General features: G+C 39.4%; 18 protein-coding genes. 5 read left to right on the top strand and 13 right to left on the bottom strand.

The window, feature by feature from the left end; translation table 11 throughout:
- Positions 1-65 precede the first annotated feature (65 nt).
- Positions 66-956: a YitT family protein gene (locus IEU65_RS00215; RefSeq protein WP_010278381.1), complete on the top strand. Its 891-nt coding sequence runs from the start codon at positions 66-68 to the stop codon at positions 954-956.
- A gap of 42 nt (positions 957-998) precedes the next feature.
- Here the strand turns inward: IEU65_RS00215 and topA are convergent, their stop codons facing one another.
- The 5 genes from topA to IEU65_RS00240 all read right to left on the bottom strand — a co-directional run bounded on the left by topA (position 999) and on the right by IEU65_RS00240 (position 9183).
- Positions 999-3107 carry a type I DNA topoisomerase gene (gene topA / locus IEU65_RS00220; RefSeq protein ID WP_147651353.1) on the bottom strand — a complete coding sequence of 703 codons (2109 nt, stop codon included), beginning with the start codon at positions 3105-3107 and terminating at the stop codon, positions 999-1001.
- A 42-nt stretch (positions 3108-3149) separates the two neighbouring features.
- Positions 3150-4019 carry a DNA-processing protein DprA gene (gene dprA / locus IEU65_RS00225; protein ID WP_010278377.1) on the bottom strand — a complete coding sequence of 290 codons (870 nt, stop codon included), beginning with the start codon at positions 4017-4019 and terminating at the stop codon, positions 3150-3152.
- A 54-nt stretch (positions 4020-4073) separates the two neighbouring features.
- Positions 4074-5951, bottom strand: coding sequence for an ABC-F family ATP-binding cassette domain-containing protein (locus tag IEU65_RS00230; RefSeq protein WP_010278374.1), 1878 nt, complete (start codon positions 5949-5951; stop codon positions 4074-4076).
- A 101-nt stretch (positions 5952-6052) separates the two neighbouring features.
- The gene (locus IEU65_RS00235; protein WP_010278371.1) at positions 6053-7576 is read right to left on the bottom strand and encodes a glycosyltransferase; all 1524 of its coding nucleotides are present in this window, start codon (positions 7574-7576) and stop codon (positions 6053-6055) included.
- A gap of 8 nt (positions 7577-7584) precedes the next feature.
- On the bottom strand, positions 7585-9183 hold the full coding sequence (locus tag IEU65_RS00240) for a glycosyltransferase (protein WP_010278368.1): 1599 nt from the start codon (positions 9181-9183) through the stop codon (positions 7585-7587).
- 266 nt (positions 9184-9449) lie between these two features.
- On the opposite strand from IEU65_RS00240, the gene IEU65_RS00245 reads away from it, so the two are divergent.
- Positions 9450-10388 (top strand): dihydroorotate oxidase, encoded by a 939-nt coding sequence (locus tag IEU65_RS00245; protein ID WP_010278365.1) that lies wholly within the window; start codon positions 9450-9452, stop codon positions 10386-10388.
- Between the two features lie 30 nt (positions 10389-10418).
- Here IEU65_RS00245 and IEU65_RS00250 read toward each other — a convergent pair whose 3' ends face one another.
- Positions 10419-11675 (bottom strand): acetate/propionate family kinase, encoded by a 1257-nt coding sequence (locus tag IEU65_RS00250; RefSeq protein ID WP_139967584.1) that lies wholly within the window; start codon positions 11673-11675, stop codon positions 10419-10421.
- 251 nt (positions 11676-11926) lie between these two features.
- Here IEU65_RS00250 and IEU65_RS00255 point away from each other — a divergent pair, with 251 nt between their 5' ends.
- Together IEU65_RS00255 and IEU65_RS00260 are read left to right on the top strand one after the other, a co-directional pair.
- Positions 11927-12784 carry an N-acetylmuramoyl-L-alanine amidase family protein gene (locus IEU65_RS00255; protein ID WP_010278264.1) on the top strand — a complete coding sequence of 286 codons (858 nt, stop codon included), beginning with the start codon at positions 11927-11929 and terminating at the stop codon, positions 12782-12784.
- A complete protein-coding gene (locus IEU65_RS00260; RefSeq protein ID WP_010278267.1) occupies positions 12784-13083 on the top strand; it encodes a hypothetical protein in 300 nt (99 codons plus the stop codon). The genes IEU65_RS00255 and IEU65_RS00260 overlap by 1 nt, the downstream gene beginning before the upstream one ends.
- A 29-nt stretch (positions 13084-13112) precedes the next feature.
- Here IEU65_RS00260 and IEU65_RS00265 read toward each other — a convergent pair whose 3' ends face one another.
- Complete coding sequence (locus IEU65_RS00265; RefSeq protein ID WP_010278269.1) at positions 13113-15296, bottom strand: Tex family protein; 2184 nt, start codon at positions 15294-15296, stop codon at positions 13113-13115.
- A gap of 159 nt (positions 15297-15455) precedes the next feature.
- Between IEU65_RS00265 and IEU65_RS00270 the strand changes: the two genes are divergently transcribed.
- Positions 15456-16031 carry a phosphoribosyltransferase family protein gene (locus IEU65_RS00270; protein WP_010278272.1) on the top strand — a complete coding sequence of 192 codons (576 nt, stop codon included), beginning with the start codon at positions 15456-15458 and terminating at the stop codon, positions 16029-16031.
- Positions 16032-16033: 2 nt separating this feature from the next.
- On the opposite strand, the gene IEU65_RS00275 is transcribed toward IEU65_RS00270, so the two are convergent.
- The 6 genes from IEU65_RS00275 to aroA form a co-directional block, all read right to left on the bottom strand.
- Entirely contained in the window at positions 16034-17209 is a 1176-nt protein-coding gene (locus IEU65_RS00275; RefSeq protein ID WP_010278276.1) for an iron-containing alcohol dehydrogenase, read from the bottom strand.
- Positions 17210-17363: 154 nt separating this feature from the next.
- The gene (gene aroD, locus IEU65_RS00280) at positions 17364-18251 is read right to left on the bottom strand and encodes a type I 3-dehydroquinate dehydratase (protein ID WP_010278278.1); all 888 of its coding nucleotides are present in this window, start codon (positions 18249-18251) and stop codon (positions 17364-17366) included.
- 40 nt (positions 18252-18291) lie between these two features.
- Positions 18292-18846 (bottom strand): hypothetical protein, encoded by a 555-nt coding sequence (locus tag IEU65_RS00285; protein ID WP_010278280.1) that lies wholly within the window; start codon positions 18844-18846, stop codon positions 18292-18294.
- A gap of 4 nt (positions 18847-18850) precedes the next feature.
- Positions 18851-19651 carry a shikimate kinase gene (locus tag IEU65_RS00290; RefSeq protein ID WP_010278283.1) on the bottom strand — a complete coding sequence of 267 codons (801 nt, stop codon included), beginning with the start codon at positions 19649-19651 and terminating at the stop codon, positions 18851-18853.
- A 13-nt stretch (positions 19652-19664) separates the two neighbouring features.
- Positions 19665-20516 carry a prephenate dehydrogenase gene (locus tag IEU65_RS00295; RefSeq protein WP_010278285.1) on the bottom strand — a complete coding sequence of 284 codons (852 nt, stop codon included), beginning with the start codon at positions 20514-20516 and terminating at the stop codon, positions 19665-19667.
- A complete protein-coding gene (gene aroA, locus IEU65_RS00300) occupies positions 20513-21817 on the bottom strand; it encodes a 3-phosphoshikimate 1-carboxyvinyltransferase (RefSeq protein WP_010278286.1) in 1305 nt (434 codons plus the stop codon). Before aroA ends, IEU65_RS00295 begins: the two co-directional genes overlap by 4 nt.
- Positions 21818-21821 lie beyond the last annotated feature (4 nt).

The raw sequence follows: 21821 nt of genomic DNA on the forward strand, positions 1-21821 counted from the left end.
ACATAACAATGTTTTTACTAGCAATATGTTATCATGGAAATTGAACAAATTAGCGAGGTTTTACGATGAATGTTACAAATTTAGAACGCATTTCTGTTCGTGATCTTGGTATGATTGCACTGGGAACAGCCCTTTATGGTTGGGGATTAATCAACATTAATATTCCAAATCAACTTGCAGAAGGTGGCGTGTCTGGTATCACGTTAATCCTACGCGCACTTTTTGGTTGGAACCCAGCCTACACCACACTATTGCTTAATGTTCCGCTTGTATTTATTGGTTATCGTGTGCTTGGTAGACGGTCTTTAATTTATACAATTTGGGGCATTTCTTCGCTTTCATTTTGGTTGTGGTTATGGCAAGTTGTTCCTACCCCACCGGCGCTTGATCACGACATGCTAATCGCTGGTCTGTTGGCAGGTTTTGTTTCTGGTTTAGGATTAGGAATTGTCTTTCGATTCGGCGGCACATCGGGCGGTACAGACATCGTTGCAAGAATTACAGAACAAAGACTAGGCATCCAAATTGGTCGAACAATGTTTGCGCTCGACGCAGTTGTTCTGATTATTTCTTTAATTTATATCGACATAGTACACATGATGTATACTTTGATAGCCTCATTTGTATTTGCGCAAGTGGTTAATTTTACACAACAAGGCGCTGCATACTCAGCAAGATCATTTATGATTTTTACACAATATCCTGAAGAAATTTCCCATGCGATTATGTCTGAACTCGACCGTGGGACAAGCCTGTTAAAAGCAGAGGGTGGCTACTCACACATTGATCAGCGCGTTGTTTACGCTGTTGTCGATCCTTCCGAAGTCAACATGGTCAGACATATCATTAATCAAATTGATCCGAAAGCATTTGTTTCTGTATTTGACACACAAGAACAATTAGGCGAAGGCTTTTCCTACTTGCGTCCCAAAAAATCAATATTTAAGTTCAAATAAAAAGCGACCAATTTTTGAAATAACGCACGTATTTCAAAAAAATTATTCGGTCGCTTTTTGTTTTGCCGTTGATTTGTTCGTCTTATCAGTTGATTCTTTAGGGGTTGTACCATCAGCCAACGTTTTCTCTGTTGGTTTATCCCATGTCACAAAATCACAATCAGGATAACGAGAGCAACCATAGAACGTCCGACCACGCTTTGTCTTTCGAGAAACGACCTGACCTTTGTGACACTTAGGGCATGTCAAACCAATTTCTTGCACAATCGTTTTGGTATTTCGGCAATCAGGAAAACGAGAACAAGCATAAAATTTGCCATATCTGCCCATCTTAATCACCATCGGAGCACCACAAATTTCACAGTCCATACCTGCTAGTTCATCATGCATAATGACTTTTTCAAGAGATTTTTCGGCAGTCTCAACTTCTTTTTGGAAAGGTTTAAAGAAAGAATCAATTACCGGTACCCATTTTTTATCGCCTGTCTCTACTTCATCTAGTTCATGTTCAACAGCGGCCGTAAATTTGGTATTAGTAACATCTGGGAAGCTATCTTCTACAATCGTCTGAACGATCTCACCTAGTTCGGTCGGCACAAACTTTCGTGCATCAATACGCACATAGTTTCTTCGTTGGATTGTGTCTAATGTTGGGGCATAGGTTGAAGGACGACCAACACCATTTTCTTCTAATGCTTTAATTAACGCGGCTTCCGTATATCTTGCTGGTGGCAATGTGAAATGCTGTTGCGGATCAGTTTTCGCTAATTTAACTTTGTCTCCTGCATTTAAGTCAGGCAAAGCATTATCCTTAACTTTGGCAGCTGGATAAGCTTTCGTAAAGCCCTGAAATTTGGTCTTTGACCCATTAGCTCTAAATATCACACCATTTTGCTCAATCGTGACCGCCATTGTATCCAAAATTTCTGGCGTCATTTGACTGGCTACAAAGCGTGACCAAATCAATGAATATAACTTAAATTGATCAGGTGTGAGTTTGTCCTTAATCGATTCTGGTGTTCGCGTTACATCAGAAGGTCTAATGGCTTCATGGGCATCTTGTGCGCCTTCAGGTAATTTACCCTGAATTGGTTTATGTTGAGAGTATTCCTCGCCCCATGTATCATGAATAAATTGCGCCGTAGCATTTTTAGCAACAGAAGAAATTCGGGTTGAATCAGTACGCATATAGGTAATTAAACCGACTTGTCCCAATCCGCGCCCTAAATTAATACCTTCATACAACTGTTGAGCAGCCATCATTGTCTTACGTGTTCTAAAATTAAGCTGTGTATTGGCGGTTTGTTGCATCGTTGACGTTGTAAATGGCGGTTGTGGTTGACGTTTCCGCTCCTTTGCATCAACTTTAACAATATCAAAATCACCATTTTTATCAATGCGTTTCAAAATTGACTGAACACTGTCGTTATCTGGTAATGGTTGCTTTTTACCATCGAATCCATAAAAAACTGACTTAAACTTACTTCGTGCTTTTTTAAACTCGGAATCCAGGGTCCAATATTCTTCTGGCTCAAAGGCTTGAATCTCACGCTCACGTGCAATAATCAAACCTAAAGCAACTGATTGCACACGTCCAGCCGACAGTCCCCGTTTCACAGTTTTCCAGAGAATTGGTGAAATTGAATAGCCAACTAACCGATCCAAGATGCGGCGTGCTTGTTGCGCATCTACCAAATCTTGGTTAATTGTACGAGGCGTCTTAAAAGCGTTCTTAATTGTATCTTTCGTAATTTCATTAAAGACAACTCTGTTAGGCTTTTCCGGATCAAGATCTAAAATATGTTGCAAATGCCACGCAATTGCTTCACCTTCACGATCCGGATCGGAAGCCAGATAAACAGCTTTCGCAGCCTTGGCTTCTTTGCGCAAACCTTTAATGATATCACCCTTACCACGAATGTTAATATATTTAGGATCATAGTCATGTTCAACATCAACGCCTAAAGTTGATTTTGGCAAATCCCGAATATGCCCTAAACTGGCAACAACTTTGTAGGTGCTGCCCAAATACTTTTCAATTGTCTTAGCCTTTGATGGGCTTTCCACAATAACTAAATTTTTTTTAACTTTTGATGTTCTTCGTTTTGTTGTTTTTTTCTTTAATGTCGTCTTTGTTTTTGTATCTGCCAATGAGATATGCCTCACAATTTGTTTTCTATAGTATATAGTGTATCAAATTGTGTCAAATAATTGTATGCTTTCCATGATATCAGTTGATTTTGTGACCATTTTTGCACCAAATCTTAATAGTTCATTTGCACCTAAAGAATTTTCAGAAAAAATTGAACCTGGCACAACCATCACTTCACGATTATTTTGGAGGGCCAAGTTTGCAGTAATCAAACTACCTGATTTTTGTTGTGCCTCAACGACAAGTGTTGCTGATGATAGTCCTGCAATAATACGATTTCTCGCTGGAAAATGTGACCGCTGTGGACCAGTGCCAGGTGGGTATTCACTCAATAACAGTCCTTGTTGCCCTATTTGCTGTTGCAGTGCCTGATTTTGTGCCGGATATGTCATATCAATTCCTGTACCAATAACTGCAATTGGTACACCTGAATTGGCAAAAGTGATTTGATGTGCCATCACGTCAATACCTTTAGCCAGACCAGAAACCACTGCAATACCTGATTTGACTACTTCGGGTAATAGATGCCTCATTACCGCTAAACCGTATGGTGTCGCTGTTCTCGTACCAACAACAGCAACATTAGGCAACCTTAAAGCTGCTAAATTCCCTACGTAAAACAATATTAATGGCGGCTCATAGATTTCTTTCAATTGTGGTGGATAAGCATCATCAAAATATGTCAAAAAGTCAGATGCCATCGTCTCGGCTTGATTACAAGCCAGATGATAACTAGATTTGATATTATCAGCTTGCTGATAATTTTCAATAACTGAAAAGACCTCATTCAAAGACCAAGGGTAATGAGTGGATTCTAAATCATTCGCAATTGCATATATAATTTTTGCTTCTGCAGCACGCCCTATACCACGAGTTAAGTGTATTGCTAATAAAAATTGTTTTAATTGCATTTTGTCTCCCTCTTTTTTATGATACGAAATGCAAAAAGAAAGCTCATAAATTAATTATGAACTTTCTACGATATCACTTAAATATTCCCAACGATCCATTTTGTTTTCAAGATCCTTGTTCAATTGATCTAATTCTTGTTGTAGATCACCAAGCTTGACATAATCCGTGCCAAATGTTGCCATTTCGTCGGGAATTTTGTTAATACGATTTTCTAATTTTTCAATATCTGTTTCAATCGTTTCCCACTCTTTTTTTTCGTTATATGTGAGCTTTTTTTTGGTGCTTTGGGTGACTATTATTGGCTTTGGCTTGTTAACTTTAACTTGGTTTACCGTTTCGTGAGTTGCTAGGTAGGCACTAAATAGGCCATCAAATCTGTTGACCACACCATTGCCCTCAAACATGTACAATTGATTAGCCGCTTTATCTAGAAAATAGCGATCATGAGAAACTGTGATAACAGCGCCATCAAAATTTGACAAGAAATCTTCTAGTACTGTTAACGTTCCGATGTCTAAATCATTCGTCGGCTCATCAAGCAATAACACATTAGGCTGCTGTAATAATAGTTTAAGTAGGTATAATCGGCGCTTTTCTCCTCCAGATAATTTACGAATTAAAGTGCCATGCATAAAGGGTGGGAACAGAAACTGTTCTAACAATTCAGAAACACTGATTTGATTGCCATCTTTATCTTTAACCGAACCAGCAACATCTGTCAAATAGGCAATCACACGTTTGTCATCTGGAATTTCTTCAGTCATTTGTGTGTAATAAGCCATTTTCACCGTATCCCCAAGCTCAATCACGCCACTCGTCAATGGTACAAGACCAGCTATCGCATTTAAAAATGTTGATTTACCAGCGCCGTTAGCCCCTGTAATTCCGATGCGATCACCAGCAGACACACGCAAATTAAAATCATTCAAAATCGTTTTATCGCCAAACTGAATACCAGCGTGTTCTATAACAATCACTTTTTTACCAAGGCGCTGTTGCCCTAGATTGACGGTTACATCTTCGTCAGTTTGTAATGTTCCCATTTGTGACGCCAATTCGGCAAACGCGTTCTCACGTCCTTTTTGCTTCGTTGTTCTTGCCCGAGCTGACTTTCTCATCCATGCTAATTCTTGTTTATATAATTGCTGTTGCTTGTGTTCTGCCAGTTGATTTTGGGCAACTCGCTCAGCTTTTTTTTCCATGTAATCTTGATAGTTGCCTTGATATTCAAACAAATCGCCAAATGATAGCTCAAATATTCTTGTGGCAACTGCGTCTAGAAAATACCGGTCATGCGTAACAGTTAAAACTGCCCCTTTGTATGAACTTAAGTACTTCTCTAACCAAGCAATTGAATCAAAGTCTAAGTGATTGGTTGGTTCATCTAAAATCAACAAATCAGGTTCTTCAATGAGCACTTGCGCCAATCCAACACGTTTGCGCTGTCCACCTGATAAATTACTAACCTTATGGTGTAAATCTGGCATGTGCAACTGGGTCAGAATCGTTTTAATTTGAGATTCAGTTGTCCATGCATCGTCGCGATCCATAGCATCTTGTGCTTTTTCAAAATTTTGCGCAATTACTTCGTCAGTCGGTTGATTGCTAAATTTTCGCAAAGCAGTTTCATAATCGCGAATAGTCTGAAAAACAGGCTGTTCGCCCGATAAAATAGCATCCATTACTAAAGCATTATCGTCTAAAATTGGACTTTGAGTTAAATAACCAATGCGATAATCATTTTGGGTTGTAATAGTACCAGAATCTGCCGGCATCACGCCAGATATCGCGTTCAATAATGATGTTTTACCACTGCCATTAACGCCAATCAATCCAACTCTATCACCCGCCGTTATTAGAAAAGAGAGATCTTTGAATAAGACTTTTTCGCCATACGTACTGTTTAAATTTTCTACTCTAAATTGTTTCATGGTACTATTTTACCTTTTTTACCCAAAATAAACCGATCAAATAGTGACAAGCGCGTTAAAAGATTATTCGCACTGGAAAGATCAGAGTAATTAGGTGTTCATTAGTTTTTAAACACTTGTTGCCAAACATTGTAAATTTTTTCGGCTGAAAAGAACTTGGCTTTTTGATATGAAGCAGTGCTCATACTTGCCCATTTTGATGGATCATTCAAAATGCTTGCTACTCGCTGAGCCATAATATTTGCCGACGCAGTTGGTAACACATAACCATTACGATTATTCTCGACAATCTCATGAGTGGTCGTTGTATAATTTATCCGATATGAAACAATTGGCAAACCAAAAGCCAGCGCTTCAACCAAGTTCATCCCGAATCCCTCACCATGAGACGTTTCAATAATGACCTGCGCTCGCGACAGAGCTTCTTTTACGGCTTCGTAATTACCATACGGTGTAAAAATCACTGATGATTCAACTCCCAAATCACGCGCTAATTGTTGTAATTTTTGCACGATTTCTGTATTAGCGGGGTAACCCATGAATTCTAAGGTCGCATCGTTGACATAACGTCTCGTCACTGCCAAAACTTGTACCGCCGCTTCAGGATTTTTTTCTGGACTTAAGCGTCCTAAAAACAAAATACGATGATTCACGCGATCTCTAACACTCGTCTGAGATTGTGTCAGCATTGACTGCAATATGAAAGTATCTGGTGCAGTTTTCACATTAAGATTGGGATAACGTGCTTTAATATCATGACGTTGCGCGTCAGTTGGGACTAAAATTGCATCAAACAACTGATTTTTTTGGGACAAAGCTATTTCATAAACTGGATAAGGATCTCCGAGACGTGGCTGAACCACGTCCGGTGTATGTATATCATGAAAATAAGCAAACTTTTGTTTAGCACCACTCACTTTACCAACAGCTTCATCAAGCGTACGTCGATCAGAAATCAGTGTCGCCTCTTGATATCGTTTCACAATTTCATTGAGAAAGAATGTCAATAATTCGTTTTCTGAATTGAATCGGTAATGATGCCCTCGATAATTTAATAGTTGCCACATTGTTGGTTGAACGATGCCATTTATAGCCATGTGTGTTATCTCGAGGACCACATCACCCTTTAAGTTCAAAAAACGTTGTGTGGCTAAACTACCATCCGGATGGAAAGTATCCACACTAGACTTAAATCCACGCCAATCCCAATTTTCGCGAATGGTAGGATTGCCAGCACGATCTTCAAAAATGACTTCATTAACTAATCCCACTGTCTCAGGCATTACAGTAATGGTGGCAATTCGACGTCCATTATGATTTAAAAAGCTTTGATTTGGTCCATCAGCAACAATGTGATATGTATCCAAAGGTAACATTTTTAGCAAACGCAAGTTTTGCTCTACTCTTTTAATATCAGTCGTACCTTGAAAAAAATCATACATATTTAACACCACATCTGGTGTCAAGCCAACCGCTTTAAGATCGCGATCAAGTAGGCGATTATAGTTACGAGTCACATATTTGGCAGCATCATTAAATGCATTGAATAGCTTCGTTCGTTTAATTTGGGCGTGCTCAGTGCCAGAGTTAAATGAAAAAATATTTTCACTAATAAAAAAATTCATGTTGTCACTTACCTCCCTAAATTAGTCGCCGCTATTTTGTGCTGCCATTTTTGATTAGCATCCTCAATTAATTTTTGCCAAGCAGCCATAACATTGGTTTCACTATATCGTTCAGCCGATTGATAAGCACCGTCAGAATAGCGTTGCGCCAACCTGGGGTCCCGTAGCACAGTTAACATAGCATTGGCCATAGCTTGATAATCACCATAAGGCACAATTTTGCCATTAATATTATCTTGGACAATTTCATTTGGTCCGTAATTGACATCATAACTCAATGCAATCAAGCCATGAGCAATACCCTCCATGATTGCCAAATTAAAGCCTTCCATTCTTGAAGTCAAACCGTATATCATAGCCCGATTTTCAACTGCATCAATGTCAGTAGTATACCCTTTCATTGTGACAGAATCACCGAGATGGTATTTGTCAATCACTGCTTCAACAGCACGCTTTGCTCGGAAATTATCTGTCGGATCGGCATAACCATACAAGTCCAAACTGACCTCGGGGATTTCTTCTTTTACAATTCCGACAGCTCTTACTAAGTCATCCAAATGCTTTTCCCAAGCGATTCTTGCAAATGCGACAACCTTACCAAATTGCCGCTCTCCAACACGTACTCTTTTGGCATGTAGTAGCGTATCTTTAACAATACCGACAGGAATTGTGAATAATGGGACACTAGGTTGAAAACGTAATTTAATATCACGCGTTTGTTGCGGCGTAGCTGAAACGACCGCATCGTATTGATTCAAAGCATTCATGGCAAATTCATAATTGTTATTCAAAACAGATTGCATTGGTTCCTGTGCATCACCAGCATGTGAATTGTGTAAGTGCAAAACTGTATAGGCCGGATTTTTAAGGTGTAACAGGCCATAATCAGCTAAATGACTGCGGTCTAAAATAAAGATATTAGGCTCTAAAGTATTAAAAAAAGTTTGATTAATTGCGTCTAAAAAATAGATAGTTAAGTCTTCTATTGTATCAAAGTCATAACTAATTTCGTTAAAAGTCAAATGCCAATTGGTTCGAGTCAATTCCGACTGATGATTAACTGTCTTAGTGGTTTTAAAAAAGCTTTCCAAAACTGGCTGTCCATGAACATCTAACCATGTTTCTGATTCAATTTTGTTATCCGGTGTATACCATTGTTGTAGCGACTTAAAGCCTCGAATATCATAGTGATCAACACGGTACAAATTACCAAAACCATCAAAAAGCTCGACGGATTTCACTCGCTGTGTTTCTGCGTTATTATAGTTAACACGAGCCACCAGCTTTTTACTGTTATCAACTACTAAATATCGATTATTTTGTGGCTCATCATTAAATTCTAAGTCAACAACACCAAAATCAAGATCTTTAATGGTCAACTGTTGCGTTGCAACAATCGTCGCTTTTTGAAAATAATCAAACATATTGATTAAGTCATCATCATCAATGCCGGCTGCTTTGGTTTGCCGGTGACATTCAGGGTCCCAATCTCGTAAAATTAGTTTTTGAGCGATATGATTTTTTTTGAATAACATAAATCGCTGAATTTCAGCATGCTCAATGCCTGATTTTTGTTCTGGCATGGTCGCATTAATGTGAAAAATCATGATTCACTCTCCTTTTCTGGGCACCTATTTTAAACATAAATGTCAATTCATTGTGCCTTTCAACGAACTAAAAAGTCACAGATCGTTCAAATTGTATCTTTATTTGATATCAAACATCTATTCTTAAGTTTAGCAAAATCAGCCTTAAATTGCGAATAACTGCCATCAATCATTACAAAAATATCATTATATTGAGGGTTTATATTTTTGATATTTTCAGCTATAATTAAATAAATATTTCACAAGGAATGAAGGAATTTTCTACTATGAACTTAACTGCTACAATTGCTGGTTTTAACTTTGAACACGTTATGCTAAACGCCGCTGGTGTGATGTGTCAAACCGCCGAAGAATTAGACAGCGTGCTGGCATCAGCTCATACAGGTGCTGTGGTGACCAAATCAGCTACCACTAACTTACGTCCCGGAAATCCCGCACCGCGCTATTATGAATTGCCCAACACACTAGGCACTATCAATTCAATGGGACTTCCTAACGAAGGCTTTGACTACTATATGGACTATGTCACAAAAAAGCAGAGCCAAAAGCCTATTTTCTTTTCAATTGCTGGATTATCAAAGCAAGAAAATCTTGATATGTTGCATCAATTACAAGATTCAGAATTTAGTGGTTTAGTTGAACTCAATCTTTCTTGCCCAAATGTTCCCGGAAAACCACAAACTGCCTATGACTTTGAAGCTACTCAAGCGATTCTGACTGAGGCGTTCGCATTTTTCAAAAAACCTTTAGGTGTTAAGTTACCTCCCTATTTTGATATCGTGCATTTCGATGACATCGCCAACATTTTAAATCAATTCCCATTGGCATTTGTCAATACGATCAATTCAATTGGTAATGGTTTGGTAATCGATGATGATACCGACACTGTTGTCATCAAGCCAAAAGGCGGATTTGGTGGTATAGGCGGAACACTGGTCAAAGCGACTGCGCTTGCAAATGTTCGCGCCCTTCGATTGCGTTTAAATCCCGAAATCAAAATTATTGGGACAGGTGGCGTTACTTCCGGACGTGATGTTTATGATCATATCTTATGTGGTGCTGATTTAGTAGAAGTTGGCTCACAGCTAGCCATTGAGGGTGTTGCCGTCTTTGAGCGACTCGAACGTGAATTGGCCGACATCATAACAAAAAAAGGTTATTCATCCCTCGCGGAATTCCGCGGTCAACTAAAAGTGATTGCATAAAAAAAGTTGCCATTCATTTGGCAACTTTTTTTATGAGTTATTTTTTAAATGTTCAACATCACGTGCAATCATTAATTCTTCATTTGTTGGAATTAACAAGCCAGTAACCGTTGACTCGGGCTTTGTTATGACTGTTTCCTTACCACGAACATTGTTTGCCGTCTCATCCAAGACAACACCAGCAAATTGCAAGGCATTCAAAACTTTCGCACGAGTGACTGGATCATTTTCACCAATACCCGCAGTAAATATGATAGCGTCAACCCGTCCTAATTCAGCAAAATATTGACCGGCATATCGAATCACGCGATCATAAAACATATCCAATGCCAATTTAGCGTGAATGTTTGTTTCTTGAACGTCTTCCAAATCACGCATATCGCTAGAAATTGTTGAGACACCAAGTAATCCAGATTTTGTGTTGAGAACTTTCAACATTTCCTCGTTAGAAAGACCTTCACGTTCTTGAATGTAATAAATCAAAGATGGATCAACATCTCCTGAACGAGTTGCCATTGTTAACCCAGCTAAGGGCGTGAAGCCCATCGACGTATCATATGATTTACCATTTTTGATAGCTGTTACAGACGCACCGGCACCAAGATGAAGTGAGATGGCGTTGAATTCTTTCAATGGTATACCTAATTTTTCAGCCGCACGTTCCATAACGTACCGATGTGAAGTCCCATGAGCACCATATTTTCTGGCACCATAACGCGCATAGTATTCATAAGGTAAGCTGTACAAATAATTCTTTTCAGGCATAGTCTGATGGAAAGAGGTATCAAACACGGCCACAGAGATGGCGTGAGGTAATAACTTTTGGAACGCTCTAATACCCATTGCATTGGCTGGATTGTGCAATGGCGCATAAGCTGCCAAACGATCAATTTTAGCCAACACTTCATCTGTCACCACTACCGACTGATTAAACCACTCACCACCAGCAACTACCCGATGACCAACCCCAGTGATTTCCTGAAAATCTTTAATAATACCCAGATCCGACAGCCTTTGTAACATGATATCAATGGCTTCATGATGATCTTTAATAGCCAAAACATGCTCGTATTTTTGACCACCATTTTTAGTGAGCGAAATCTGTCCTTCTTCGGCGCCAATCAAACGAACAGGTTCAATATCTGCACCATATTTAATAGTAATAACGGCATCAGGCATTCCAATCCGTTCAACCATACCTTGTGTAATTACTTTTTCTTCGGGCATTTCTAATAATTGAAATTTCAGTGAAGAACTACCGGCGTTTACTGCCATTGTTTTTGACATCTGCGTCTACTCTTTTAATCCTTTGTTTATACTATTGTTCCTAATTTAGGAATTATGCTTATTTATTGTAACATATTTCAACAATAATGAAAACGTTTACACAAAATTTTCTTAGCAAAAATTTTTTATGTGTCAAATTAGTTTGTAGTGGTGCTACTGCCTACATGAGATTTTAAAACTTCTTGGTACGTTTAAAAAAGAAATATGATACAATTATTAGCGCAAGCAAAGAAGCATATTTTAGGATAATTATGGTAAAAAAGTGGCTACTTAGTAATTTAATTGGTGTGATTATCACCACAGTTGTCCTATTAACGACGGTAGGATTAATTGTATCGCTCATCTCAAAAACTGAAACTTTCACACGACCCGATAATGTACAATTACGAACCGGCCCTGGTCGTCAGTATCGTTCGACTGCTTCGCTCAAGCGTGGTACAAAATTGATTATCTTGGACAAACAAAACGGTTGGTGGCACGTCCGACGCTCTGATAATGAAAAAACTGGCTGGGTAGCGAGTTGGGTTGCAAATGCTGTTAACCTGAAACATGCTACTGCATTGAGTGAAGCCACCATTGTGTTAGATCCTGGTCACGGCGGCACAGATACCGGCGCCTTATCTAAGAATGGTAAGTATAAAGAAAAAACTTATACATTAAGAACTGCTAGACTAGTTCGTTCCGCCCTAGCGCCAAGTGGTGCTCGCATTTTGATGACCCGAGATAGTGATAATATTGTGCCTTTACTCAAAATTCCTTTAGTTGGTGAAAAATATAAGGCAGATGCACAAATCTCGTTTCATTTTGATTCATCCACAGTAAGTGCTTCAGGTATTTCTCAATACTATTATCATAAAAATGGTCAAAACCTAGCTCAAGCATTAAGTGACAGCCTTAACAATATGCCTCTGACTAACCGTGGTGTTGATACAGCACCATATATTGTTCTCAAAGACACGACACAGCCTGCCGTTTTGTTGGAAAATGGTTTTATCAATAATAACAAAGACCTCAAGTACATTCGCAAAACCAGTTACCAAAAGAAAATTGCAAAAAATGTTGTGGCTGGACTCACGACCTACTTCACCAAAAATACGGAGATGAAATAATGGCCCTATTCAAAAAAACACAAACAAAAATCGAACAAAATGCAACCACTCAGGCAACGGAACATGTCGAAGAAAAGCTTGAAGGCATGATTGTACAGCCATTCGCCTATAAAAAACTATTGATTATTTATCGTATCGAACAATACCCAAGCACTAGTAATCATATCGACAACAAAATTTTAACTTTCGATCAAAAAGAACCGCTATCCGAGCGCCGCTATAACGAAATCATTGAACGATTGAAGAACGATGAAAGTGATCGTATTTCAATCGTCAACATTTTACCTCTAGTTGACTAAAAAAATCGCATCAAAATGATGCGATTTTTTTATTTGGGCGCTAACATCGTCAGTGCTATCCTTTGACGTTTTTCATCAACAGATAGTACCCAAACATCTACAATATCACCAACTGAAACAACTTCTGCCGGATGTTTAATACGTCTCTTGCTCAAATGAGAAATATGCACCAAACCATCCTGTTTTACTCCTAGGTCCACAAATGCACCAAAATCAACCACATTGCGCACTGTCCCTTGTAGCTTCATGCCAGATTTTAAGTCTGCTACATGTAATACATCGGACTTTAATAACGCACTAACCATTTCAGATCGGCCATCACGACCTGGCTTTTGCAAACTAATAATAATGTCATGTAGTGTTTGAACACCAACACCTAATTTAGCAGCAGTGTCTGAGTTATCCAAAAGACTTAAAGTTTTATTGGCTATTGAAGATGATAATTCATGAACTGACAATTGCCCCATATCAATGATTTGAGTCGCAATGTGATAACTTTCAGGATGTATATCTGTATTATCCAATATGTTTTTGCCATCAACAATTCGCAAAAATCCTGCCGCCTGCTCATAAGCCTTAGGTCCCAAACGCGGTACGTCCTTTAACTGTGTGCGCAACGTAAATGGTCGCCCGTTTTGACGATAAGCCACGATATTTTCTGCTAATTTTTGATTAAGCCCAGCTATATGCGTCAATAATTTTGCTGAAGCTGTATTTAAGTTAACACCCACTTGATTAACCGCTGTTTCAACAACAGCGTCAACTTGCTCATCAAGTGCTTTCGCATTCAAATCATGTTGATATTGACCAACACCGACGGATTTTGGATCGATTTTGATCAGTTCCGCCAAAGGATCTTGAACTCTTCGAGCGATTGAAATCGCGCTTCGTTCTTCAACATGTAGATCTGGAAATTCTGCTCTGGCTGCCTCAGAAGCCGAATAAACAGATGCTCCAGCTTCATTAACAATTGTATATCGAACGCCTTTTATCAGATTTTCAGCAACAAATTCTTCCGATTCACGAGATGCTGTGCCGTTGCCAATGGCTACCAATTCAACGTTGAAATCTTTTAACAATTTTTTAAATGTTGTCGCGGCTTGATCTCGTTCGTGTTTACTTGCAGGTAAGTGAGGAAAAATCACTTGCTTAACCAAAAAATTGCCATTACCATCTATAATGGCTAATTTTGATCCAGTTCGAAAGCCCGGATCAAATCCCATCACAATTTTATTTTTCAACGGTGCTTGCATCAATAAATGATACAAATTATTACCAAAAACTTGAATGGCTTGTTGCTGCGCAATTTGTGTTAATTCTTGTCGAATTTCCCGTTCAATGGCTGGCTGAATAAAGCGCTTGTAGGCATCCTCAATAGCAAAATTGATTAGCTCACCATTTTTCTTTTCAATCTGTTGATGACCAATAATTTTAATTTTCATAAAATGCAATAATCGAGCGGCTGGGAAATCAATTTTAACAGATAATACGCCAACCTTTTCGCCACGATCAATTGCCAAAATTCTAAATTTATTTTCTTTCAACGATTGAATTGATTCATCAAAATCATAGTATTGTTCGTAAATTTTTGTATCATCTTTTGCCTCACCACCTCTTTTCAGAGTTGACAAGACATGCCCATCACGCATCATTCTAGTCCGAAGCCATTGCCGATAACTCTGATCTTCACCAAACTGTTCCGCCAAAATTTCATGTATACCAGCAGTTGCATCCGCGTCACGCTTTATAGTTTCATTAAAGTATGCGTGTAAGCGTTCATTCACAGACGTACCTAAATGGTTCAATAGCCAGTCAGCCAGCGGCTGTAACCCATTTTCACGGGCAATCATTGCTTTTGTGCGTCGCTTTTGTTTATATGGCAAATAAATATCATCAACTTCACGTATATTTTCTGCATCAATGATACTTTTAGACAGTACTGGCGTGAGCTTATCTTGCTCATCTATCGCACGTAAGACTGTATTTTTTCGTTCAGATAGTTCTTGAATTTTTTTGCTTGTAACCTGTATTTGACGAAGTTGCACTTCGTCTAAGTTACCAGTCATTTCCTTACGATATCTTGCAATAAATGGTACGGTTGCCGCGTCATTCAACAAGGTCAACGTTGCGCTAATTTGCCTAGGTTTAATGTTTGGTAATGCGTTATTAATTTGTCGAACTAATTCTTTCTCTGTTAATTCATATCTTGTCATACACTTGTGGATAGATCTGTTGGATCTAATCTGTTCTCCTCAAAAAATTGTCTAAAATTGTTGTTATTGCCCAATAGTTCGTAAAATGATAAAATTTGAATATTAAAAATATAAAATTTTTCGTAAAAACGAACATTAATAGGATTGGACCAATATATTATGTCTGAAAGCTATCAAATCAGCATCGCTAAGCTAAAACGTGACCTCCCAATTGTTCCTATCAAATCAGACCTAGCAATTGCGTCTTTTGTGCTGCTAGGTGACGCTGAATTAGCACACGTCGCTGCCGTTGAATTGTCTAAAGCAATTGATTTTGAATTTGACTATATTGTGACCCCTGAAACTAAAGGTATCCCACTTGCTCAAGAAATGTCTAGGCAAACAGGAAATAGCCACTACATTGTCATACGCAAAAATGTGAAGTCATATATGACCTCACCACTCGTCGTTAAATCGTCAGCAATCACCACAGCCACACCCCAGACACTAGTTTTGGATGGTAAAGATGCTAAAATAATACACAACAAAAAAGTGTTGGTGGTTGACGATGTGATTTCAACTGGCGGTTCTTTAAAAGCTGTTGAAAAGATATTATTTCAAGCAGGTGCTCACATTGTTGGCAAATTTGCGATTCTAGCTGAAGGTCAAGCTGAGCAGCGTGATGACATTACTTTTTTAGCAACACTGCCGCTATTCAAATTAGATGGTGATGGTCACTGGGCAGTTTCTAATTAGAGCTAAAAGCCATCATTATTCATTGAAGCTTCAAATAAAGCAACAACATCTTCACTATTAAGGCTAACATAGCCATTTGTTGTTAGGTTACCAACGGCAACAGCACTATCTGCCATTGCTTTGAAATTTGTCGTGTCGGTAATACCAACACCAGGTAATGTCGTTGGCACTTCTAGTGATTTAATCCAATCAAATGTGGCCTGGATTGCCTCGCCTGCAACTGATTCATCATCTCCCGATAATCCCCAAACATGGCGCCCAAATGCTGCAAAACGAGGCAGCGTCTTCGCAGAAAGCGCTTTTTTCATCCAGCGCGGTGTTAATATGCCTAATCCGACACCGTGTGTAATGTCATAGTACGCTGACAATTCATGCTCAATTGGGTGTACTGTCCAGCCATTAACATTACCAAGTCCAACTGTGCCATTCAATGCCATGGTTGACGCCCACATCAAGTTAGCGCGTGCCTCATAATTTTCAGGTTCTGTCAGCGCAACAGGTGCCCATTTGATAACAGCGCGGTAAATACCTTCAATCATACCACGTGAAATGTCACTATCTTCCGACTGATCAAAGTATTGTTCTGATAAATGGCTAAAAATATCAATCGCTCCAGCGGCAGTTTGCCATTTTGAAACTGAAAATGTCAAACTTGGATCTAAAAATGATACATCGGGCTGGCGTAATGTTCGCGTGCCCAATTTTTGCTTTGTTTCAGGGTTACTAATCACAGCATTTTTATTCATTTCTGTTCCGGTAGCAGAAAGCGTTAAAATATCAATTATCGGCATTTGCGCTGTCGCTTTTTTGGAATCTAGCACCAAATCCCATGCATCCCCATCATAGCTTTTGGCGATAGAAATAACTTTGGCTGCATCAATCACTGACCCACCACCAACTGCGATAATCACATCAATATCATTTTCTTTGACCAGTTGTTGACCCTCACGTACTGAGTCAATTTTAGGATTAGGCGCAATGCCTGAAAGTTCGAAAATCTCGTAATCTTTCAGCGCACGCTTAACGCGGTCATACAGACCATTATTTTTAATTGAGCCACCACCGTAAGCCAGTAGGACTTTTTTACCAAACGGTGCGACTACACCTGCTAACTCAGTGTCCAGTCTATTTTCTCCAAAGCGGATATCTGTCACATTTTTAAAAGTAAAATTATTCATGATTTTCAAATCCTTTACTATTCTGTACATCAATTATACCACGCGATTCACGTGACAATAATGCTATCAATTGACACAAAAAAAACGCCACTTCCTAAGAAGTGGCGGGTAGGTAGATAGATACTACCCAGTTGGTCAAGACAATTATAGCAAATTACTGCCAAGCTTGCAACAATTCGCTTATCGATATCTGTCCTGGTGCACTAATTGGTGTTCCATCTAAAGTAGCAAACGTTAATTCAGAGCCAAATTGATAACCAGTAATCCGAGTTTTTTCACCTAATTGGCCCATACTCATTGTAATCAATGGCTTATCTTGTGATTTTGAGAAAGCCCGCGTTGCCAACAATAGGCGATCAACGTCGTTGGCATTTTGTGGCATCACTGCTAATTTGATAATATCAATGTCAGGCTTAGCCATATCTACCAGCTGCGCGTGCAAATCATCGGGAGTTTGATTCATGTCATGGTACGAAAAAATCACGGGTACCTGCTGTTGTCGCGCAGTGGTAATCACCCGCGTGCGCAGTTCTTCAGGCATTGTGTATTCAATATCCACGGCAGTAAAAGGATAACCAGATTGTAAAGCAAGCGTTAAAAATGTGGCTACTTCAACTGGTGACATTTCACCTTTTCCACCTTGAGACTGTGTGCGATAAGTTAACAATACTGGAAACTCACCAACACTGTTAAATACGGCAGCAGTCAGTTCCTTGATTACTTGCTGATTCATCATCGGCCAATTTGCCAAAAATTCTTGTTTAGCGTTGTCAATTTCTGCCAGCATTTTAGCTTCAGTCATTGTCGAGACATTTTTTTGATTCAGTTCCGCCTGCGCACCAGCTTTTACCTGCTGCCACATCACTGCTTGACTGAAATCATCAGCAATATAATCAGCTCGCCATTCAACAATATCTGGATTCTGTGCCTGCAATTTTTGGGCAAAAGGTGTTAGTTTGCCAGTTGGCCCTAACATCAATGGAACTGCAATGAGTGGCTTGTCAGTAGTTGCTGGAATATGTAGTAGTTGTCTTAGTGTCATGCCTTCAATCCTTTTTTGAGTTATTATTCAAAATGACTTACTAATTAATATGATACACCACCCAAATCATCGGTGGTTTTAAAGTTTGTCGCACGACGTAACGTGAATCACGACTCTCAGGTAATTTATTAAATTGATCAGCAGAAATAATAGTCAAGCGGTCTTGGTCATGGATAAAATCAGTCATCGCCACCATTTTACTAGGAGAAAAGATAACTGATGGTCCCCAAGCATCATCTAACCCAACATTAGTTAAATAGCGCTTCATCAAACCTTCCGTTGCTGCGTGTGTTAAGGCGATATTTCGCTGATACGCCAAATTTTCCACAACAATTAATGGCATCAATGGTAATGAAAATGTGGCGCGTATTGTTATATTTTCCCATGATAGATAATTGAAATCAACCCAGTTTAGATTTTGCTCCTGATTGGACCTAAAAGCCACTGGCATGATAAGTTCGTCCCCGCTAAAATCGGATAAATGTGTCAATATTTCTTCAAAAGTATCATGCAAAACTAGAGCTTGATTCGTCATATAATGTGTTGCAGCAACTTGTGAATCTGTGCCAATTGGTCCCAAAGTATGTAGTTTCATATTTTTACCTGTCTAATTGACGATTTTCTTTATCGATAGCCGCCTGCATGAGAATCGCCATCACAGCGTCAATCATATCATCCGTAATGTCCTCTGACAATGCGAAATCTGCTTTTAAATCATTTCGCAAGCGAACCATTCGATTTGTTTGAATGGTTGCTAATCCAAATTTTTCTTTATAGCGCGCTACTGATGAGACTACCTCTAATCGCTGGGCAATGATTTTAAAAATTTGGCGATCAAAGGCATCAATTTGTGAGCGAAGTGCCAGCAGAGCTAACTCATCCTCATTTGCACTAAATAAGGCAATGATTTCAGCTGCAATTCGTGCTGGTGTTTTTCCGACCGTTTCTACCGTCATGTTGGCAACACTTTGATATTTTGGATCACGTTCTTTCCAGAGTGCAAAGAATTCTGCGGTGGACTTTTCTTGCAGTAATGGCCTCTGTCCTTCAATGATGAGCCGCCCAATTGTACTCTCTAAGTTACCGTGTAAATAAATAATTGTTGCGGGTGAATTTTTTAAAACAGCTATATTTTCAGGTCGTTCAACGATACCGCCACCCGTTGCCACCACGCCATTAAAAGTCTGAACTGACGCCAAAACTTGCGTCTCAAGCGCTCGAAAGCCAATCTCGCCACGTTCTATAAAGATTTCAGGAATTGTTTGTCCTGCAACGCGTTCGATTTCTGAATCAATATCGATAAATCGTGAGTGATGTTGACGCGCGATTTCCTTGCCAACAGTCGTTTTACCGGCACCCATAAATCCCACTAACATCAGTGTATCTGGTTCTTTAATCATGATTTTTCCCTAATTATCTGTCTAATAATGTTTCTCGTGACGCTTTTGCATCAGTAATCATTGCCATCAGTTTAGAACGATCATTGGCAAGAATGGCCGTATTAAACTTTTCTAATTCAACTATTAGTTGTTTTTGACTAGCTAAAACAGCAGCGCTATTACTCAATAAAGCGTCTGTCCATAATTCTGGATCACTGGCAGCAATACGAGTTGTATCCTTGAAGCCACCCGCCACATATTGCCCGAACATGTTTGCTGGGCCCAAACGGTTAGTGGCAGCATTAACTAGTGAAAAAGCAACAATATGTGGCACATCACTGATCATAGCCATTAAATCATCGTGTTCATCAACTGACATCGCTTTAAAATTTGCGCCTAGTGGCTTGAATAAATCAATTAAGGGCTCACTTGTGCTAATGGTACTTGGCATCAAAAAGTAAGTAACATGATGATATAGCTTTATATCTGCCGCGTACACACCACTTTTATGCGTACCAGCCATGGCATGACCCCCAATAAACGTGATATTTTGTGGCGTTAATAATTTTTCTGCTAACGCCATAATCTCACGTTTTGTTGACCCCGTATCAGTAATAATCACACGTTCTTTTAACCTCAAATGACTTAACTGAACGATTAGTTGGCTAATAATATTCACTGGTGTTGCTAGAATAATAACGTCCATTTGCGATGCTATTTGTTCGATATTTGACGCTTTTTTGGTTATAATCCCTGTTTTTAAAGCGAAGTCTACTGCTTTAGTATCTGAATCAACACCAGTTACTTCGTGATTAGCATTTTGAGATAATACAGCCGCTATTGAGGCACCCATCTCACCTAAACCGATTATTGCTATTTTTGTCATTTTTTCTCTCTCATTAGGGCGTTCATATCTTCCAAAAAACCTGGATATGACACGCTCATCGCATCCTCACCCATCAATACAACGTCACCTTTAGTAATTAAGGCAGCAATGACATTCATCATACCAATGCGGTGATCGCCGTGAGAATCGAGCAATGCTGACTCGTTAAGCGCGTGTAATGGTGTTTTACCATGTATAATCATGCCATCTGGCGTTTCTTGAATATCTGCACCGATTTTGCTTAGCTCCGCTACCACAGTGGCAATTCGATCCGTTTCTTTGACACGAAGCTCTTCAGCCCCAGTGATAACGGTGTCACCAATCGCTTGCGTAGCAGCCAATGCTAAAATAGGCAATTCATCCACAGCGCCGGGAACATCTTCAGCTGTAATTTCAATACCATGAAGTGGTTGTGCTTTAACCATGATATCAGCCATTGGTTCGCCTTCATTTTGTATCTGATTCACGTTGATACTCGCACCCATGCGTTTTAACAACTTCAATACCCCATCTCTGGTTGGATTAATACCAACGTTTTTGAGGATTATGTCTGAATTGGGCGTAATTAGACCCGCCACCATGAAAAACGCCGCACTTGAAATATCGCTCGGCACGATGACGTTTTGCCCGAATAACTCTGGTTGTTTTGTCACTTCAATAACACCATTTTTACTGTTAATTACACCACCAAATTGTTTTAACATTCGCTCTGTGTGGTCACGAGTTGGCAACTTTTCAATCACTCTAGTCACACCGTCAGCCTGCATCCCCGCAAGTAATATAGCACTTTTTACTTGCGCAGAAGCAACTGGCATTTCGTAAGTTATCCCTTTTAATGTCTTATTCGCATGAAGTGTAGCTGGCAAAGTGCCATTCTCAGCTAACTCGATGTTGGCATCCATTTGTAGTAGAGGGGTTGCGACGCGCTTCATAGGTCGCTGACTAAGCGACTCATCTCCAAATAATTGGATATCAAAAGGCTGGCGGCTGAGTAATCCCATTAACAATCGTGTTGATGTCCCCGAGTTTCCCATATCAAGTGGTTGTTTTGGTGCCTTAAATTGATTAATTCCTCTTCCAACAACATGCAATTGTCGACCATTTTGTGTAATCGAAACGCCCAAATCTTGAAAAGCCCTCATTGTATGCATGACATCATCGGATGGCAAGAAATTTTCAATCTTTGTTTCACCAGTGGCAATTGCGCCAAACATCAACGCGCGATGAGAGATAGATTTATCACCAGGCACGGTAATTTCACCATGAAGGCCAGATTTAGGGGCTTGTGTCAATTTAATCATTATT

The sequence above is a fragment of the Leuconostoc pseudomesenteroides KCTC 3652 genome, assembly GCF_014634745.1.
Taxonomy (GTDB): domain Bacteria; phylum Bacillota; class Bacilli; order Lactobacillales; family Lactobacillaceae; genus Leuconostoc; species Leuconostoc pseudomesenteroides.

Coding starts and splice junctions, on each gene's coding strand:
- IEU65_RS00240 (WP_010278368.1), bottom strand. CDS start 9,183: ATGATTTTTCACATTAATGCGACCATGCCAGAACAAAAATCAGGCATT.
- aroD (WP_010278278.1), bottom strand. CDS start 18,251: ATGACACTAAGACAACTACTACATATTCCAGCAACTACTGACAAGCCA.
- IEU65_RS00260 (WP_010278267.1), top strand. CDS start 12,784: ATGGCCCTATTCAAAAAAACACAAACAAAAATCGAACAAAATGCAACC.
- IEU65_RS00245 (WP_010278365.1), top strand. CDS start 9,450: ATGAACTTAACTGCTACAATTGCTGGTTTTAACTTTGAACACGTTATG.
- IEU65_RS00290 (WP_010278283.1), bottom strand. CDS start 19,651: ATGATTAAAGAACCAGATACACTGATGTTAGTGGGATTTATGGGTGCC.
- IEU65_RS00230 (WP_010278374.1), bottom strand. CDS start 5,951: ATGAAACAATTTAGAGTAGAAAATTTAAACAGTACGTATGGCGAAAAA.
- IEU65_RS00215 (WP_010278381.1), top strand. CDS start 66: ATGAATGTTACAAATTTAGAACGCATTTCTGTTCGTGATCTTGGTATG.
- IEU65_RS00265 (WP_010278269.1), bottom strand. CDS start 15,296: ATGACAAGATATGAATTAACAGAGAAAGAATTAGTTCGACAAATTAAT.
- IEU65_RS00270 (WP_010278272.1), top strand. CDS start 15,456: ATGTCTGAAAGCTATCAAATCAGCATCGCTAAGCTAAAACGTGACCTC.
- dprA (WP_010278377.1), bottom strand. CDS start 4,019: ATGCAATTAAAACAATTTTTATTAGCAATACACTTAACTCGTGGTATA.
- IEU65_RS00285 (WP_010278280.1), bottom strand. CDS start 18,846: ATGAAACTACATACTTTGGGACCAATTGGCACAGATTCACAAGTTGCT.
- IEU65_RS00235 (WP_010278371.1), bottom strand. CDS start 7,576: ATGAATTTTTTTATTAGTGAAAATATTTTTTCATTTAACTCTGGCACT.
- IEU65_RS00250 (WP_139967584.1), bottom strand. CDS start 11,675: ATGTCAAAAACAATGGCAGTAAACGCCGGTAGTTCTTCACTGAAATTT.
- IEU65_RS00275 (WP_010278276.1), bottom strand. CDS start 17,209: ATGAATAATTTTACTTTTAAAAATGTGACAGATATCCGCTTTGGAGAA.
- IEU65_RS00255 (WP_010278264.1), top strand. CDS start 11,927: ATGGTAAAAAAGTGGCTACTTAGTAATTTAATTGGTGTGATTATCACC.
- IEU65_RS00295 (WP_010278285.1), bottom strand. CDS start 20,516: ATGACAAAAATAGCAATAATCGGTTTAGGTGAGATGGGTGCCTCAATA.
- aroA (WP_010278286.1), bottom strand. CDS start 21,817: ATGATTAAATTGACACAAGCCCCTAAATCTGGCCTTCATGGTGAAATT.